Origin of the sequence: Actinomycetospora soli, assembly GCF_021026295.1 — a bacterium.
In the GTDB taxonomy this organism is placed as follows: domain Bacteria; phylum Actinomycetota; class Actinomycetes; order Mycobacteriales; family Pseudonocardiaceae; genus Actinomycetospora; species Actinomycetospora soli.
The window spans coordinates 201,156-216,039 of sequence record NZ_JAJNDA010000012.1 but is presented as its reverse complement, the minus strand read 5'-3'; the positions used below and the strand labels follow the sequence as shown (position 1 = coordinate 216,039).

Here is a 14,884-nt window from a genome sequence, read left to right as displayed (position 1 = left end):
GTCACGCCGTGACAGCAACGACGCTTTCCTGCCAAAGGGGGTGGCGAGCCGCGAGGGCGGCGGGGACGTCAGGACCGGTGCGTGATGTCCGCGGACGCGCCCGGACCGAGCTGCAGCGTCGTCACGGGCACGTCGCCGAGGGCCTCGTCGACGGCCGCGAGGGTGTCGGCGGAGAGCTCGATCCCGGCCGCCTTCGCGTTCGCGTGCACCTGCTCGGGCCGCGAGGCGCCGATGATGGCCGACGCGAGCTCGGGCCGGCGCAGCACCCACGCCAGGGCGAGCTCGGCCATCGACAGGCCCGCGCCGTCGGCGACCGGGCGCAGCCGCTGCACCGCCTCCAGCGTGCGGTCGGTGAGCTTCTGCTTGATGAAGCCGTTCATCTCGTCGGACGCCGCGCGCGAGTCGACCGGGACCTCCTCGCCGGGCCGGTACTTCCCGGTGAGGACGCCCTCGGCGAGCGGTGACCAGACGATCTGGGAGATGTCGTGCTCGGCGCAGGTCTGGAAGACCCCGTCCTCCGGCGAGCGCCACAGCATCGAGTACTGCGGCTGCGAGGAGACGAAGGTGACGTCGTCCGGCGCGGCCTCGAGCCCGGCGCGGATCTGGTCCGGGGTCCACTCGCTGAACCCGAGGTAGCGGGCCTTGCCGGCGCGCACGACCTCGGCGAGCGCCTCCATCGTGTCCTCGATCGGCACCCGGGAGTCGAACCGGTGGCACTGGTAGAGGTCGACGTGGTCGGTGCGCAGACGCTGCAGCGAGGCGTCGATCTGCTTCGCGATCTGCGCGGGCGAGAGGCCGGAGTCGGAGTCCGACATCGGGAAGTAGACCTTCGTCGCGAGCACGTACTCGTCGCGGCGGTAGTCGGCGAGGATGTCGCCCCAGGCGGTCTCGGCGGCGCCGCGGCCGTACACGTTGGCGGTGTCGAAGAAGGTGATGCCGGCGTCGAAGGCGGCGCGGGTGCAGGCGGCGGTGGCGTCGGCCTCGACCCCGCCGGAATAGGTCAGCCAGGAGCCGAGGGAGATCTCGGACACCTGCAGGTCGCTGGATCCCAGCTTGCGGAAGCGCACGACGGCGACCCTACGAGCCGGACCGCCTCGGGCGCCGTCCGGAAGCCGTGGGTTACCGCCGAACGGACGTTCGGGGCCATCCGTCGCACGCAAGAGCCCGTTCGTCGCAACGTTCTGAAACACGGGTGTGAACTCTGTCCGGCCGGTCTGGCCAGGACGGGCCCTGTCCGACACGATGGGGTGTGTCCGCGGCGGCCACTGCCACGCCCGCCGACCACCCCCGATCCGTGCAGGAGGCACCGAGGCGTGACCCTGTTGACCGCCCCGCTACGACCACTGGCCGACGTCCTGGACCTCACCTCCGAGGCCGTCCTCGCCCTCGGCACGCTGTCGGTCGGAGCGCTGAGCCTGCTGCTCGCCTCCGACGACGAGGACTACCCGCCGCTGCACTCCGTCGAGCGTCCCCGCTCCTGAGCGCACGCACCGCCCACGGACGCCCGTCCGGACCTCCCGGTCCGGGCGGGCGTCCGGCGTCTCAGCCCTTCTCCAGCAGCTCCCGGATCGCCCGCAGCTCGTCGCGGATCTCCACGAGCAGCCCGGGCAGCTCGTGGTTGCGCTCCCAGTGCGGGGTGACGTCGATGCCGAGGTCGGCGAGGTCCCGCCCGTAGAGCTCGGCGAGCAGGGTGCGGTAGGGCTCCTCGGGCACGGTGCCGTTCTCCCAGCGGGACAGCTGGGTCTTCAGGCTCGCGGCCGAGGCCACGTCCACCCGGCCGGCCTCGGCGAGCGCCCGGAGCCGGGCCACCGCCGCGGTCTGCGACCAGCCCATGTCGCGACGGGCCTCGCGGAGGGTGACCACGATCGCGAGCGTAGACGAGTCGTCGTCAGTCCCGGCCGCGGGTGCGCGTCGCCCGCTTCGGCGCGGGCCGAGGCCGTCGCCCCGCTCGCGCGGCCGGTGCGGGGGCGGGATCCGGGCTCGACTCCGGGGTGCCCGTGGTCTTCCCGACGGCGGGCAGCGGACGTCGGGAGGCCCGACGCGGCCGGGTCGACGGCAGGCCGGACTCGATCGGCGCGGGCGGGTCGTGGCGGTCGAGGAAGGCGCACAGCGCGGGCCAGAGCCGGTCTCGCGACGCCCGACCGCACAGGACACCGAGGTGTCCGCCCGGGGCGGTCATCAACGACGCGTCCGCGGAGGCCAGCACGGTGGAGCCCGCCCGGACCGAGCGGGGCGGGACCACGGTGTCGTCCTCCCCGGCCACGAGCAGCACGGGCCGTGCGAGCGCGCCGAGGTCGATCTCGTGCCCCGCGACGTGGACCCGCCCGGCGGCGAGCTCCCGCCCGTCGACCATCGCGTGGAAGGACGACCCGACGAGGCCGGCCTGCGCGCCGACGACGGCCCGCACGTCGTCGATGGCCTCGAGCTGGGCGAGGAAGTCCCGGTCGGCCAGGTGCGAGAGCACGGTGAGCGGGGTGGTGAGGAACGTGCCGACCGAGGCGACCGACAGCGCCGGCGGGATGCCAGGCAGGGTGGGCAGCAGCCCGAGCAGGGTCTGGGTGGTGGCGAGCACCGGCCCGCCGGCGGCCAGCGCGAGCGGGCGGACCGGGACCCGCTCGGGCACCTGGTCGAGGGCGAACGGCGTCGCGATCGCGGTCACCGAGGCGATCGGCAGGGCCGGGTCGTCGGCGGCGGCGAGCAGCGTCGCCAGACCACCGATCGACCACCCGACGACGTGCACCGGGGCGCCGTCGTGATGCGCGGAGACGGTGCGGACGACGTGCGGGAGGATGTCCTCCACCCAGCGGGCGAGGTCGGCCGGGGACGCCGCGACCGGGGCGTCGTGGCCGACCAGGTCCTCGTCGTCGACCTGGTGGACGTGGCGCCCCTCGCCGACGAGGTGCTCGACGAGGCTGCACCCGCGCCGCAGGTCGAACGCCACCCCGCAGGCCCCGAGCGGTGACACCAGCAGTACGGGGGCGCCCCGCAGACGCGCGGTGGGGTGGACGGCGTAGCGATAGGTGCTGACCTGGCCCGAGCGGGCGAGCCCGTGCGCCCGCCCGACCGCCCACGCGTCCGGGTCGGCCGGGCCGGTGTCGATCGCGACCCGCGGCATCCGCCGCAGGTCGGCGAGGGGACCCTCGATCACCCGGTCCCGGACGTTCGTCAGGGCCCGCGCGAACGTCCTCGGACCGATCACGTCCGTCCCCCCGTCGCCGTCGTCGCGGTGATCGTGCCATCCCCCTGACGGATCACGCCCGACGAGACGGATCAGGCCTGGGCGACCACCCCGGCCGCGAGCAGCTTCTCCACGCGGTCGGCGTCGAGGCCCCACCCGGTGAGCGCCTCGACCGTGTGCTGGCCGGGCACCGGCGGGGGCGTCGGCGCGGCGCTGGGGGTGCGGTCGAAGCGGGGGGCCGGGGCGGGCTGGCGCACCCCGAACGCCTCGGTGATCGTGCCGCGGGCCGCGATGTGCGGGTGCTCCGCGGCCTCCTCCATCTCCAGGACCGCCGCGACGCAGGCCTCGGTCGGCTCGAGGTCGGCGGCCCACTCGTCGCGGCTGCGACCCGCGAACACCTCGGCGAGCCGCGCGGTGAACTCGGGCCAGCGGGAGATGTCCCACTGGTTCGTCGCGATGTCCTCGCCGTCGAGCCCCAGCCCGGACATCAGCGCGGCGTAGAACTGCGGCTCGATCGCGCCGACCGCGACGTACTTCCCGTCCGCGCAGCGGTAGGTCTCGTAGAACGGGGCGCCGCCGTCGAGCAGGTTCCGCCCGCGACCGCCCGGCCAGAGGCCCTGCGCGCGCATCCCGTAGATCATGGCCATCTGCAGGGCGCCGCCGTCGACGATCGCGGCGTCGACGACCTGGCCCCGCCCGCTGGTGCCCCGCTCGACGAGTGCCCCGAGCACGCCGACCGCGAGCAGCATGCCGCCGCCGCCGAAGTCCCCGACGAGGTTCATCGGGATGCCCGGGGAGCCGTCGGGGCCCTCGACGTGCCCGACCACGCCCGCCGTCGCGAGGTAGGTCAGGTCGTGGCCGGCGCGCTGCGCCTGCGGACCGTCCTGACCCCAGCCGGTCATCCGGCCGTAGACCAGGCGCGGGTTGCGCTCGTGGCAGACGTCCGGCCCGATGCCGAGGCGCTCCGCCACGCCGGGGCGGAAGCCCTCGAGCAGCACGTCGGCCTCCGCCACGAGGTCGAGCAGCACCTCGACGGCCTCGGGGGACTTCAGGTCGAGGGCGACGGAGCGCCGGCTGCGGTTGAGCACGTCCTTCGCGGGGTCGCCGAGCTTCAGACCGCCGGCCTTGGTGCGGTCGACACGGAGCACGTCGGCCCCGAGGTCGGCGAGCAGCATCGCCGCGAACGGGCCCGGGCCGATGCCGGCCACCTCGATCACCTTCACGCCGTCCAGGACACCCATGGCGTGCACCCTAGTGACAGTCAGCGCTGACCGGAAGTGTTCCGCCCCGGAACGAACGAACGGCACCCTCGCAGCATCTATGTGCGCGAGAGTGCCGTTCGCTCAGGGTGGTGCTGGGCCGATCAGCCGATCGAGTCGCGGAAGTTCTGGCCCTTCTCCGCCTTCTCGACCAGCGACGCCGGCGGGAGGAACCGGTCGCCATAGCCCTTGGCGAGGATGCGTGCCCGCTCGACGAAGCCGGGCAGGCCGCCCGGGTAGCCGTCGATGTACTGCGCCACGCCACCGGTCCACGCCGGGAAGCCGATGCCCATGATCGAGCCGATGTTGGCGTCGGCGACGGTGTGCAGCACGCCCTCGTCGAAGCACTTCACGGTCTCGAGGGCCTCGGCGAAGAGCATCCGCTCCTTCATGTCCTCGAACGGCAGGCCGTCCGAGTCCGTCGCGCCATGAAATTCATCGGCGAGTCCTGTCCACAGGCGGGTCCGCTTGCCGGCCTCGTCGTACTCGTAGAAGCCGGCGCCCGAGGAGCGGCCCTTGCGGCCGAGCTCGACCATCCGGTCGACGATCGCGTCCGAGGGGTGGCCCACCCAGGTGCCGCCCGCGGCCTCGACGCCCTTGCGGGTCTCCTCGCGGATGTGCTGCGGCAGCGTGAGGGTCAGCTCGTCCATCAGCTGCAGCGGCGGCGCGGGGTAGCCCGCCTGCGACCCGGCCTGCTCGATGGCCGCCGGCGCCGCGCCCTCGCCGAGCATGGCGACGGCCTCGTTGATGAACGTGCCGATGACGCGGCTGGTGAAGAACCCGCGCGAGTCGGAGACGACGATCGGGGTCTTGCGGATCTGCAGGGCGATGTCGACGGCCTTCGCCAGGGTGGCGTCGGAGGTCTTCTCGCCGGAGATGATCTCCAGCAGCGGCATCTTGTCGACCGGCGAGAAGAAGTGCAGGCCGACGAAGTCCTCGGGCCGCTCCACGCCGGTGGCGAGGTCGGTGATGGGCAGCGTCGAGGTGTTCGAGCCGAGCACCGCGTCCGGGGCGAGGTACGGGTAGATCTCGGCGAAGACCTTCTTCTTGAGGTCGGGGCTCTCGAAGACGGCCTCGATCACGAGGTCGGCGCCCTGCGCGTCCTCGGGCTTCTCGGTCGGCGTGATCCGGGCGAGGATCGCGTCGGCCTTCTCCTGGGTCTGCTTGCCCCGGGAGACCGCCTTGTCGAGGATCTTCTTCGAGTAGTCCTTGCCCTTCTCGGCGTTGGCGAGCGAGACGTCCTTGAGGACGACCTCGATGCCCGCGACGGCGCACGAGTAGGCGATGCCCGCGCCCATCATCCCGGCGCCGAGGACGACGACCTTCTGCGCGGTGTACTTCTCGTAGCCGTCGGGCCGGGAGCCGCCCTTGTTGATCGACTGCAGGTCGAAGAAGAACGCGTTGATCATGTTCGTCGAGACCTGCCCGACGACGAGGTCGGCGAAGTAGCGCGACTCGATCTTGGCGGCGTTGTCGATGTCGACCTGCGAGCCCTCCACCGCGGCGCACATGATGTTGTACGGCGCCGGCATCGGGGCGTTCTTGAGCTGCTTGCGCAGGTTGGCCGGGAACGCGGGGAGGTTGGCGGCGAACTTCGGCACCGACGGCGTGCCGCCGGGGATCTTGTAGCCCTTGACGTCCCAGGGCTGCACGGCCTCGGGGTTGGCCTTCAGCCACTCCTTGGCCTTGGTGATCAGCTCCTCGGGGCTGTCGACGACCTCGTCGACGAGGCCCGCCTCCTGCGCCGCCCTCGGGTTGCGCTGCTGGCCCTGCAGCAGGACCTGCAGCAGGGCGTCGGCGATCCCGAGCAGCCGCACGGTGCGGACCACGCCGCCGCCGCCGGGCAGCAGGCCCAGGGTGACCTCGGGGAGCCCGATCTTGGAGCCCTTGGCGTCCAGGGCGATGCGGTGGTGGGTGGCCAGCGCGATCTCCAGCCCGCCGCCGAGCGCCGCGCCGTTGATGGCGGCGACGACCGGCCGGCCGAAGGTCTCGAGGCGGCGCAGCGCGGTCTTGATGGCCTGCGACTGGTCGTAGGCCTTCTGGGCCTCCGACGGACCGTAGCTGCGCAGGTCCTCGAGGTTGCCGCCGGCGAAGAAGGTCTTCTTCGCGCTGGTCAGCACGACGCCCGTGATCGAGTCCTTCTCGGCCTCGAGACGGCCGAGGGTCGCCTCGAGGTCGGTGCCGAACCGGGCGTTCATGGTGTTCGCCGACGAGTCGGGGTCGTCCATCGTCAGCGTGACGATGCCGTCGCCGTCCTGCTCCCACCGGAACATGTTGTCGCTCACTGCTCTTCGTGCTCCTTCGCTACGAGGTGGTGGGGCGGGCTCAGACGCGCTCGATGATGGTGGCGACGCCCATGCCGCCGCCGATGCACAGCGTGACGAGGGCGCGGCGCAGGTCGCGGCGCTCGAGCTCGTCGACCATCGTCCCCATGATCATCGCGCCGGTGGCGCCGAGCGGGTGGCCCAGCGCGATGGCGCCGCCCATGACGTTGGTGCGCTCGTGCGGGAAGCCGAGGTCCTTCATGAGCTTCATCGGCACGGCGGCGAAGGCCTCGTTGATCTCGAGCAGGTCGATGTCGTCGACCGTGAGCCCGGCCTTCGCGAGCACCTTGTGGCAGGCGGGCGTCGGGCCGGTGAGCATGATCGTCGGGTCGGCGCCGGAGACGGCGGTGGCGACGACGCGGGCCCGCGGGGTCAGGCCGTTCTTCTTGCCGGCGGCCTCGGAGCCGACGAGCACCAGGGCGGCACCGTCGACGATGCCCGACGAGTTGCCGCCGTGGTGGACATGGTTGATCTGCTCGACCCAGTGGTACTTCTGCAGCGCGACGGCGTCGAAGCCGCCCATCTCGCCGATGCCGGCGAACGACGGCTTGAGGCCCGCGAGGCCCTCCATCGTCGTCTCACGCATGTGCTCGTCGTGGTCGAGGATCGTCAGGCCGTTGCGGTCCTTGACGGGCACGATCGACCGGTCGAAGGCGCCGTCGGCCCAGGACTTCGCGGCGCGGGTCTGCGACTCCAGCGCGTACGCGTCGACGTCCTCGCGGGAGAAGCCCTCGAGGGTGGCGATCAGGTCGGCGCCGATGCCCTGCGGGGCGAAGCCGGTCTTGAGGTTGGTCTCCGGGTCCATGGCCCACGGGCCGCCGTCGGAGGCCATCGGCACGCGCGACATCGATTCGACGCCGCCGCCGATGAGGAGGTCCTCCCAGCCGGAGGCGACGCGCTGCGCGACCTGGTTCACGGCCTCGAGGCCGGAGGCGCAGAAGCGGTTGAGCTGCACGCCGCCCGTGGTGTCGGGGTAACCGGCGGCGATGGTGGCGGTGCGGGCGATGTCGCCGCCCTGGTCGCCGACCGGGGAGACGCAGCCGAGGACGACGTCCTCGATCTGCTCGACGTCCATCTCGGGGTTGCGCGCCTTGAGCTCGTCGAGCAGGCCGACCACGAGCGAGACGGGCTTCACCGAGTGCAGGGACCCGGTCGCCTTGCCCCGTCCGCGCGGCGTGCGGATGGCGTCGTAGATGAATGCCTCGGTCACGGGTGGAGTCCCTTCGTACGGCGTCGAGCACCGGGCGTCGCTCCGTGCTCCTGACAGTCATGATGGACTGTTTGTGGCCGGTGTCAACGGGGTGCCCGGTGACGTTACCGACCGGTAGGGCTGCGGGGGAGGGGGCCTCCGTGTCGACCGGCCCGGCCACGCCGCACTGACGGTCAACGTTGACCGTCAGGCGTACGGTCGGCGACGATCTGTCGCTGCCGCGTCGCCGAGGGGAGGACCGCATGGCTGCAGGGAACGGGGCGAGTGCCGCACCGTCGACGTCCGGGGCCGCCGAGACCGGCCCCCGTCTCGGCGCCACCGCACGTCGCTCCCGCGAGCAGCGGACCTCCGACAGCCGGGTGCGCATCCTCGACGCCGCGGTCGCGTGCCTGGTCGAGTCGGGCTACACCGGCACGACCACGCTGACCATCCAGGCCCGGGCCGGGGTGTCCCGCGGGCGGCTGCTGCACCACTTCCCGTCCAAGGAGACGCTGCTGGTCGCCGCCGCGCAGCACCTCGCGGCCACCCGCTTCGCGGCCGACGGGCTCGCCGCCGCGGTCCTGCCCGACCCCGCGGTCGACCCGGTCGGGCGGCTCGACCGCGTCGTCGACGAGATGTGGGTCACCTACCAGCAGCCCTACTTCTGGGCCTCGGTGGAGCTGTGGACCGCGGCCCGGACCGACCCGGCGCTGGCCGCGGCGCTCCTGCCCGCCGAGCGCCGGCTCGGCGCCGCCATCCGACAGACCCTCGACGCCGTGTTCGCGGCGTACGCCGACCACGAGCACTACCCGATGGTGCGGGAGATGCTGCTCACGAGCATGCGCGGCGTCGCGTTGACCTACGGCTTCGACCCCCGCGAGGCGGCCACCGACCCGCACGTCGCCCAGTGGAAGCAGCTCTGCCGGGCCCTGCTGCTCTGATCCCTCAGCGGACCCGGCGCACCGCTCGCGCGTAGGCCTCGGGGGTGCGGCCGAGCGCCGCCCGGAAGTCCCGGACGAGGTGGGCCTGGTCGGCGTAGCCCAGGGCCGCGGCGACCTCCGGCCAGCGGACCCGGGCCCCGTCCCGCACCGCCTCCGCGGCCTCCAGCAACCGGTAGCGGCGCAGCACCCAGGTCGGCGACACCCCGGCGCAGCGGGCGAACGACCGCTGCAGGCTCCGGGCGCCGATCCCGGAGCGGGTCGCCAGGTCCTCGAGGCGGCGCACCTCGCGGTCGGTCTCGGCGATGCGCGCGACCGCGGCCACCTCACGGGCCTGCTCGATCCGGCCCGGGGCGGCCCGCGCGAGTGCACCCTCCAGGGCCTCGACGAGCACGGCGACGCGCGCCGGCTCGGCGACCGTGGCGTCGTCGGAGTCGGCTCCCATGCCCGCGAGCAGCGTCGACCCCTCGAGTCCGGGGACGACGTCCACCTCGACGACGCGATCGCGCAGGGTCGAGACGTCGTCGACGAGCGCCCCGAACCCGCCGACCGTGGACTTCGCCGCGACGGTCCACCCGGTCCCGGCGAGCTCGCGGTCGATCAGGTCGAGGAACACGCCGTTGAGCACGGCCTCCGGGGCCGTCCGGCCGGTGCGGGCGTCCGGGGTGCCGACCGTGACGTTCAACGACGGGTGCGGGAGGACCTCCTGGCGGTGGTTGCCGCCGGGCGGCAGCACCCAGCGGACGGCCCACACGAAGTCGACGATCCCGTGCAGGCCGGGCGGCACGGCGTGGCGGGTGAACGACACCCGCTGCTGCAGCAGCCAGGGGTCGAGGATGCCGCGGCTGTCGCGGTCCACGGGGGCCGGGCCGGTCATCGCGCCAGTGTCCACCGCCCCGTCGGTCCGCCGCCCGGGATGTCGCGGAAGTTCAATCCCGACGGCGGGTGCCCCGGCCAGGCTGGTGCCCATGACCGACACCCGGAAGCAGCTGCACGCCGTGCTCACCGACCTGGCCGCCCTCGTCGACGGCATCGACGGCGACCGGTGGCACGCCCCGACCCCGTGCACCGACTTCGACGTCACGGCGCTGACCGACCACGTCGTCGGGTGGTCGACGACCTTCGCGGCCGGCTACGCCGATCCGGACGGGCAGGCCCCCGCAGGCCCGACGAGCGTCGACGGCGACCGCGCCGAGGCGATCCGCGCGGCGGCGGCGACCCTCGACGAGGCGCTCGCGGGCGGTGCGGCGGACCGCCCGCTGTCCCTGGGCGAGGCGGCCATGCCCGGCGACATGGCGCTGTCGATGATCCTCTGGGAGTACCAGGTGCACGGGTGGGACCTGGCGGTGGCGCTCGGCCGGCCGTGGTCCCCCGACGAGCAGGGGCTCGAGGCCTCGCTCGCCTTCGCGCCGATGATGCTCACCGACGACTACCAGGGCGAGGGGAAACCGTTCGCGCCGCGCGTCCTGGTCCCCGACGACGCCCCCGCGCTGGACCGGCTGGTCGCCGTGTCCGGCCGGGACCCGCGCTGGTCGGCCTCAGGGCCTTCCCGGTGACAGGAAAGCGTCGTTGCTGTCATCGGATGACAGCAACGACGCTTTCCTGCCACGGAGGTGAGGCCGCTACACCAGCGACTTGAGCGTCTCCAGCTGCGACTTCACGGCCTCGTGCGAGGGGTCGAGCGGCATGATGTTGAGCTGCGTGACCCCGGCCTCGGCGAACTGCTTGAGCTGCGTGGCGACCTCGTCCTCGGTGCCCACCAGCGAGATCGCGTGCACCAGCTCGTCGGGCACCGCCGCGGCCGCCTCGTCCTTCTTGCCGGCGAGGTAGAGGTTCTGGATCTCCTCCGCCTCGTCGAGGTAGCCGTAGCGCTGCATGAGCTGGTTGTAGAAGTTCTTGTCCTTCGCGCCCATGCCGCCGACGTACAGCGCGACGGTCGGCTTCACCCGGTCGAGCATCGCGCCCGCGCCCGACCCGATCGCCAGGCCGACCGCGGTCGAGATGCCCAGCTCCCCGAGCTCGGGCGCCCGCTTCGCCTTCCCGGCCGCGAGGGACTCGCCCCACACCTCGTGCGCCTTGCCGGGGTGGAAGAACAGCGGCTCCCACACCTGCACGAGCTCCGCGGCGAGCTGCACGTTCTTCGGTCCGAGCGCGGCGAGCAGGATCGGGATGTCCGCGCGCACCGGGTGGTTGATCAGCTTGAGCGGCTTGCCCAGGCCGGTGCCCTTCTCCGGGGCCAGCGGCACCTCGTAGTACTTCCCCGAGTACTGGACCTTCTCCCGGCGCCAGACCTGCCGACAGATGTCGACGATCTCGCGGGTCCGGCCCAGCGGGGCGTCGTACTTGATGCCGTGGAAGCCCTCGATGACCTGCGGGCCGCTGGCGCCGATCCCGAGCGTGAACCGCCCGTTCGACACGTAGTCCAGCCCGGCCGCCGTCATCGCGGTGAGCGACGGCGTGCGGGTGTAGATCTGGATGATCCCGCTGGCGAGCTCGAGGTTCTCGGTGCGGGCCGCGATGTAGCCGATCTGGCTGATGGCGTCGAAGGTGTACGCCTCGCGGACCGCGACCGCGTCGAGGCCCGCCTTCTCCAGCTCGACGAGCTGGTCGACGGTCTCGCGGAACCCCTCGCCGCTGTAGGCGAGGCTCATCCCGATCTTCACTGCAGTGTCCTTCCCGGTGCTGGAGAGAGAAACGGTCGGGGCTGACCCGTCAGGCGAGGGTGATCCGCCCGATGATCTCCTTCATGATCTCGGTGGTCCCGCCGTAGATCGTCTGGACGCGGTTGTCCAGGAACGCCTTGGCCACCGGGTACTCCCGCATGTAGCCGTAGCCGCCGTGCAGCTGGAGGCACCGGTCGATGACCTCCTTGGCGGTCTCCGACGCCCAGTACTTGGCCATCGAGGCCTCGGCCGGCCCGAGCTTCTTCGCGTTCAGCTCGGTGATGCACCGGTCGACGAAGGCGCGGGTGACGGCGAGCTTGGTGGTCAGCTCGGCGACGACGAAGCGCGTGTTCTGCAGCGAGGCGATCGGGCGACCGAACGCGGTGCGCTCCTTGACGTACGCGATCGTGTCCTCGAGGACCTTCTCGGCGCCGGCGGTCGAGGCGATGGCGATCGAGAGCCGCTCGCGGGGCAGGTTCTGCATCAGGTAGATGAAGCCCTGCCCCTCCTCACCGATGAGGTTGCCGGCGGGCACGCGGCAGTCGGTGAACGACAGCTCCGCGGTGTCCTGCGCCTTCATGCCGATCTTGTCGAGGTTGCGGCCCCGCTCGAACCCGGGGGTGTCGCGCTCGACCGCGATCAGCGAGAAGCCCTTCGACCCGGCGTCGGGGTCGGTCTTCGCGACCACGATCACCAGGTCGGACATGATGCCGTTGGTGATGAAGGTCTTCGCGCCGTTGATGACCCACTCGTCGCCGTCGCGGACCGCGCGGGTCTGGATGCCCTGCAGGTCGGAGCCGGTGCCCGGCTCGGTCATCGCGATCGCGGTGATCATCTCGCCGGAGCAGAAGCGCGGCAGCCAGCGCTCCTTCTGCTCCTCGGTGGTCAGCTCGGTGAGGTAGGGCGTGACGACGTCGTTGGCGAGCGGGAAGCCGAGGCCGGAGAAGCCGCCGCGGGCGATCTCCTCGGAGAGGATCCACAGGAACGTCAGGTCGTCGGAGCCGCCACCGCCGAAGCGCTCCGGGACGTCGAGGCCGAGCAGGCCGGTCTTGCCGGCCTGCAGCCACACCTCGCGGCTGACGTGCCCCTGGGCCTCCCACTCCTCGTGGTGGGGCGCGACCTCCTTCTCCAGGAAGTCGCGCACCATCTCCCGGAACGCGTGGTGTTCGTCGGTGAAGATCGTGCGCTCCACGAGCAAGCTCCTCTCAGGGCGGACAGCCACCCACAGCGTGGACGGACCGACCGGTAACAGTCAAGCCTGACTCCTACGTGTCCTTCCCTGCTCTCCGCGCGTCCGGCTAGCGTGCCGCCTCGCGGTGTGTCGGCAGTCACCGGACACCCGTTTCGTCCGCTTCCCCCCGCTCGAGGAGACGACGTGACCGCGTCCGCCCCGTTCCGCCTGACCGACGTCGTCCGGGACCACGCCCGGGAGCACGGCGACCGGGTCGCCCTGGCCGCCGGCGACGACCGCCTCACCTACGCCGAGCTCGAGGAGCGGTCCGCCCGGGTCGCGGGCGGCCTGCGCGACCTCGGTCTCGGCGAGGGCGGCCGCGTGGTGTGGATCGGCAAGAACGCGATCCCCTTCTTCGAGCTCCTCTTCGGCGCCGCCGCGGTGCGCGCCGCCGTCGCGCCGCTGAACCTGCGGCTCACCCCGGCCGAGCTGATCGACCTCACGGAGGACGCCGAGGCGGGGCTCGTCGTGCTCGGTCCGGAGTTCGCGGGGCTGCGGGAGAAGCTCGGTGACCGGAAGGTTCTCGTCGTCGGCGAGGACTACGAGGGCTGGGTGGACGGCCTGACCGAGCGCGTGGAGCCGTCGTCGGACGCGACCGACGACGACGCGGTGCTGCAGCTCTACACCTCGGGCACCACCGGGCGGGCCAAGGGCGTGCTGCTCTCCCACCGCAACTTCGCGGCGCTGCTCTCGGTCGGCGGGCACTGGGGCTTCGACGACGACTCGGTCGGGCTGTGTGCGATGCCGCTGTTCCACATCGGCGGGTCGGGCTTCGCCCTCGTCTGTCTCGCGTTCGGGGCGCGCACGGTGCTCGTCGCCGACATCGTCCCCGACCAGCTGCTCGACACCATGGAGCGCGAGCGCGTCTCGAACGCCTTCCTCGTCCCCGCGGTGCTGCAGATGCTGTGTGCGGTGCCGGGGGCGGCCGACCGCGACTGGTCGCGCCTGCGCGCCGTGGCCTACGGGGCCTCCCCGATCACCGGTGCGGTGCTGAACCGGGTGCTCGAGACGTTCAAGGCCCCGCTCTTCCAGGTCTACGGCGCCACCGAGACCACCGGCGCCATCACCCAGCTCGACCCCGAGGACCACGACCCGGACGGCCCGCGCGCCCACCTCATGCGCTCGGCCGGCAAGGCCTACCCGTGGGTCGAGCTCAAGGTCGTCGTCGACGAGCAGGCGGTCGGGCCGAACGAGATCGGCGAGGTGTACATCCGCTCCGCGCAGGTGACCGCGGGCTACTGGCGACGTCCGGAGGAGACCGAGAAGGCGCTCACCGCCGACGGCTGGCTGCGCACCGGCGACGGCGGCTACCTCGACGACGAGGGCTACCTGTTCCTCACCGACCGGATCAAGGACATGATCGTCACGGGCGCGGAGAACGTGTACCCGATCGAGGTGGAGAACGTCGTCGCCCAGCACCCGGCCGTCGCGGACGTCGCCGTGATCGGCGTCCCGCACGAGAAGTGGGGCGAGGAGGTCAAGGCCGTCGTCGTCGCGAACGAGGGCCAGTCGATCGACCCCGACGAGCTCGTGGCCTGGACCAGGGAGCGGATCGCGGGGTTCAAGCGCCCCCGCTCGGTCGACGTCGTCGACGCCCTGCCGCGCAACGCGACCGGGAAGATCCTCAAGAAGGACCTGCGCGCGCAGTACGGCGGCCAGGGCTCCTGACTCCCGCGTCGCCCGGGTCGCCCCGATCGGGCGCGGCCCGGGCGCTTCCGTGGCGCCCTCCTGGGTACAGAGCCGAGATGTGACGTCGCTCGCCCCCGTAGCGTATAGTATGTTACGGTCGGCTCGACGTCGTCGTCGCGAACGGGAGGGCCCCAGCCATGAAGATCGTCGTGGACTACGACAAGTGCAGCGGACTCGGCATGTGCGAGTCCGTCGCCCCGGACGTCTTCGAGGTCGAGGACGACGGGTCGCTGACCCTGCACCTCACCGAGGTGCCCGAGGGGCGCGAGGACGAGCTCCGGCAGGCCTGCGAGGCCTGCCCCACCGAGGCGCTCTCGCTGCAGGACTGACCGGCGGCACCGCCCGCCGGCGCCCCCGTCGCCCCGCCACCACGACCTCGCGGCGGGGGCCCGCCATCGTCGACGGACGCGAGG

At 72.4% G+C, this 14,884-nt stretch carries 14 protein-coding genes; 5 read left to right on the top strand and 9 right to left on the bottom strand.

What is annotated here, in order from left to right; translation table 11 throughout:
• Positions 1–68: 68 nt before the first annotated feature.
• Complete coding sequence (locus tag LN037_RS20440) at positions 69–1,067, bottom strand: aldo/keto reductase family protein (RefSeq protein WP_230756069.1); 999 nt, start codon at positions 1,065–1,067, stop codon at positions 69–71.
• 246 nt (positions 1,068–1,313) lie between these two features.
• Here LN037_RS20440 and LN037_RS20435 point away from each other — a divergent pair, with 246 nt between their 5' ends.
• On the top strand, positions 1,314–1,481 hold the full coding sequence (locus LN037_RS20435) for a hypothetical protein (RefSeq protein ID WP_230756067.1): 168 nt from the start codon (positions 1,314–1,316) through the stop codon (positions 1,479–1,481).
• A gap of 61 nt (positions 1,482–1,542) precedes the next feature.
• Here LN037_RS20435 and LN037_RS20430 read toward each other — a convergent pair whose 3' ends face one another.
• The 5 genes from LN037_RS20430 to LN037_RS20410 form a co-directional block, all read right to left on the bottom strand.
• The gene (locus LN037_RS20430) at positions 1,543–1,863 is read right to left on the bottom strand and encodes a hypothetical protein (protein WP_230756065.1); all 321 of its coding nucleotides are present in this window, start codon (positions 1,861–1,863) and stop codon (positions 1,543–1,545) included.
• A gap of 25 nt (positions 1,864–1,888) precedes the next feature.
• Complete coding sequence (locus LN037_RS20425) at positions 1,889–3,199, bottom strand: alpha/beta fold hydrolase (protein ID WP_230756063.1); 1,311 nt, start codon at positions 3,197–3,199, stop codon at positions 1,889–1,891.
• A gap of 71 nt (positions 3,200–3,270) precedes the next feature.
• Positions 3,271–4,419 (bottom strand): CaiB/BaiF CoA transferase family protein, encoded by a 1,149-nt coding sequence (locus LN037_RS20420; RefSeq protein ID WP_230756061.1) that lies wholly within the window; start codon positions 4,417–4,419, stop codon positions 3,271–3,273.
• Between the two features lie 122 nt (positions 4,420–4,541).
• Positions 4,542–6,710: a 3-hydroxyacyl-CoA dehydrogenase NAD-binding domain-containing protein gene (locus LN037_RS20415; protein ID WP_255694589.1), complete on the bottom strand. Its 2,169-nt coding sequence runs from the start codon at positions 6,708–6,710 to the stop codon at positions 4,542–4,544.
• A 52-nt stretch (positions 6,711–6,762) separates the two neighbouring features.
• The gene (locus LN037_RS20410; protein WP_230756057.1) at positions 6,763–7,971 is read right to left on the bottom strand and encodes an acetyl-CoA C-acetyltransferase; all 1,209 of its coding nucleotides are present in this window, start codon (positions 7,969–7,971) and stop codon (positions 6,763–6,765) included.
• Between the two features lie 242 nt (positions 7,972–8,213).
• Between LN037_RS20410 and LN037_RS20405 the strand changes: the two genes are divergently transcribed.
• Positions 8,214–8,891, top strand: coding sequence for a TetR/AcrR family transcriptional regulator (locus LN037_RS20405; protein ID WP_230756055.1), 678 nt, complete (start codon positions 8,214–8,216; stop codon positions 8,889–8,891).
• A gap of 4 nt (positions 8,892–8,895) precedes the next feature.
• On the opposite strand, the gene LN037_RS20400 is transcribed toward LN037_RS20405, so the two are convergent.
• Positions 8,896–9,765, bottom strand: coding sequence for a helix-turn-helix domain-containing protein (locus LN037_RS20400; protein WP_230756053.1), 870 nt, complete (start codon positions 9,763–9,765; stop codon positions 8,896–8,898).
• Positions 9,766–9,856: 91 nt separating this feature from the next.
• Between LN037_RS20400 and LN037_RS20395 the strand changes: the two genes are divergently transcribed.
• A complete protein-coding gene (locus LN037_RS20395; RefSeq protein WP_230756050.1) occupies positions 9,857–10,444 on the top strand; it encodes a TIGR03086 family metal-binding protein in 588 nt (195 codons plus the stop codon).
• A 66-nt stretch (positions 10,445–10,510) separates the two neighbouring features.
• On the opposite strand, the gene LN037_RS20390 is transcribed toward LN037_RS20395, so the two are convergent.
• Both LN037_RS20390 and LN037_RS20385 read right to left on the bottom strand, forming a co-directional pair.
• Entirely contained in the window at positions 10,511–11,551 is a 1,041-nt protein-coding gene (locus tag LN037_RS20390; protein WP_230756048.1) for an LLM class F420-dependent oxidoreductase, read from the bottom strand.
• Between the two features lie 49 nt (positions 11,552–11,600).
• Positions 11,601–12,743, bottom strand: a complete 1,143-nt coding sequence (locus tag LN037_RS20385) for an acyl-CoA dehydrogenase family protein (protein ID WP_308286169.1) — start codon at positions 12,741–12,743, stop codon at positions 11,601–11,603.
• A gap of 183 nt (positions 12,744–12,926) precedes the next feature.
• On the opposite strand from LN037_RS20385, the gene LN037_RS20380 reads away from it, so the two are divergent.
• Entirely contained in the window at positions 12,927–14,450 is a 1,524-nt protein-coding gene (locus tag LN037_RS20380) for a long-chain-fatty-acid--CoA ligase (RefSeq protein WP_230756046.1), read from the top strand.
• 158 nt (positions 14,451–14,608) lie between these two features.
• Entirely contained in the window at positions 14,609–14,800 is a 192-nt protein-coding gene (locus LN037_RS20375; RefSeq protein ID WP_230756044.1) for a ferredoxin, read from the top strand.
• Positions 14,801–14,884 lie beyond the last annotated feature (84 nt).

Coding starts and splice junctions, on each gene's coding strand:
- LN037_RS20420 (WP_230756061.1), bottom strand. CDS start 4,419: ATGGGTGTCCTGGACGGCGTGAAGGTGATCGAGGTGGCCGGCATCGGC.
- LN037_RS20415 (WP_255694589.1), bottom strand. CDS start 6,710: ATGTTCCGGTGGGAGCAGGACGGCGACGGCATCGTCACGCTGACGATG.
- LN037_RS20405 (WP_230756055.1), top strand. CDS start 8,214: ATGGCTGCAGGGAACGGGGCGAGTGCCGCACCGTCGACGTCCGGGGCC.
- LN037_RS20400 (WP_230756053.1), bottom strand. CDS start 9,765: ATGACCGGCCCGGCCCCCGTGGACCGCGACAGCCGCGGCATCCTCGAC.
- LN037_RS20395 (WP_230756050.1), top strand. CDS start 9,857: ATGACCGACACCCGGAAGCAGCTGCACGCCGTGCTCACCGACCTGGCC.
- LN037_RS20375 (WP_230756044.1), top strand. CDS start 14,609: ATGAAGATCGTCGTGGACTACGACAAGTGCAGCGGACTCGGCATGTGC.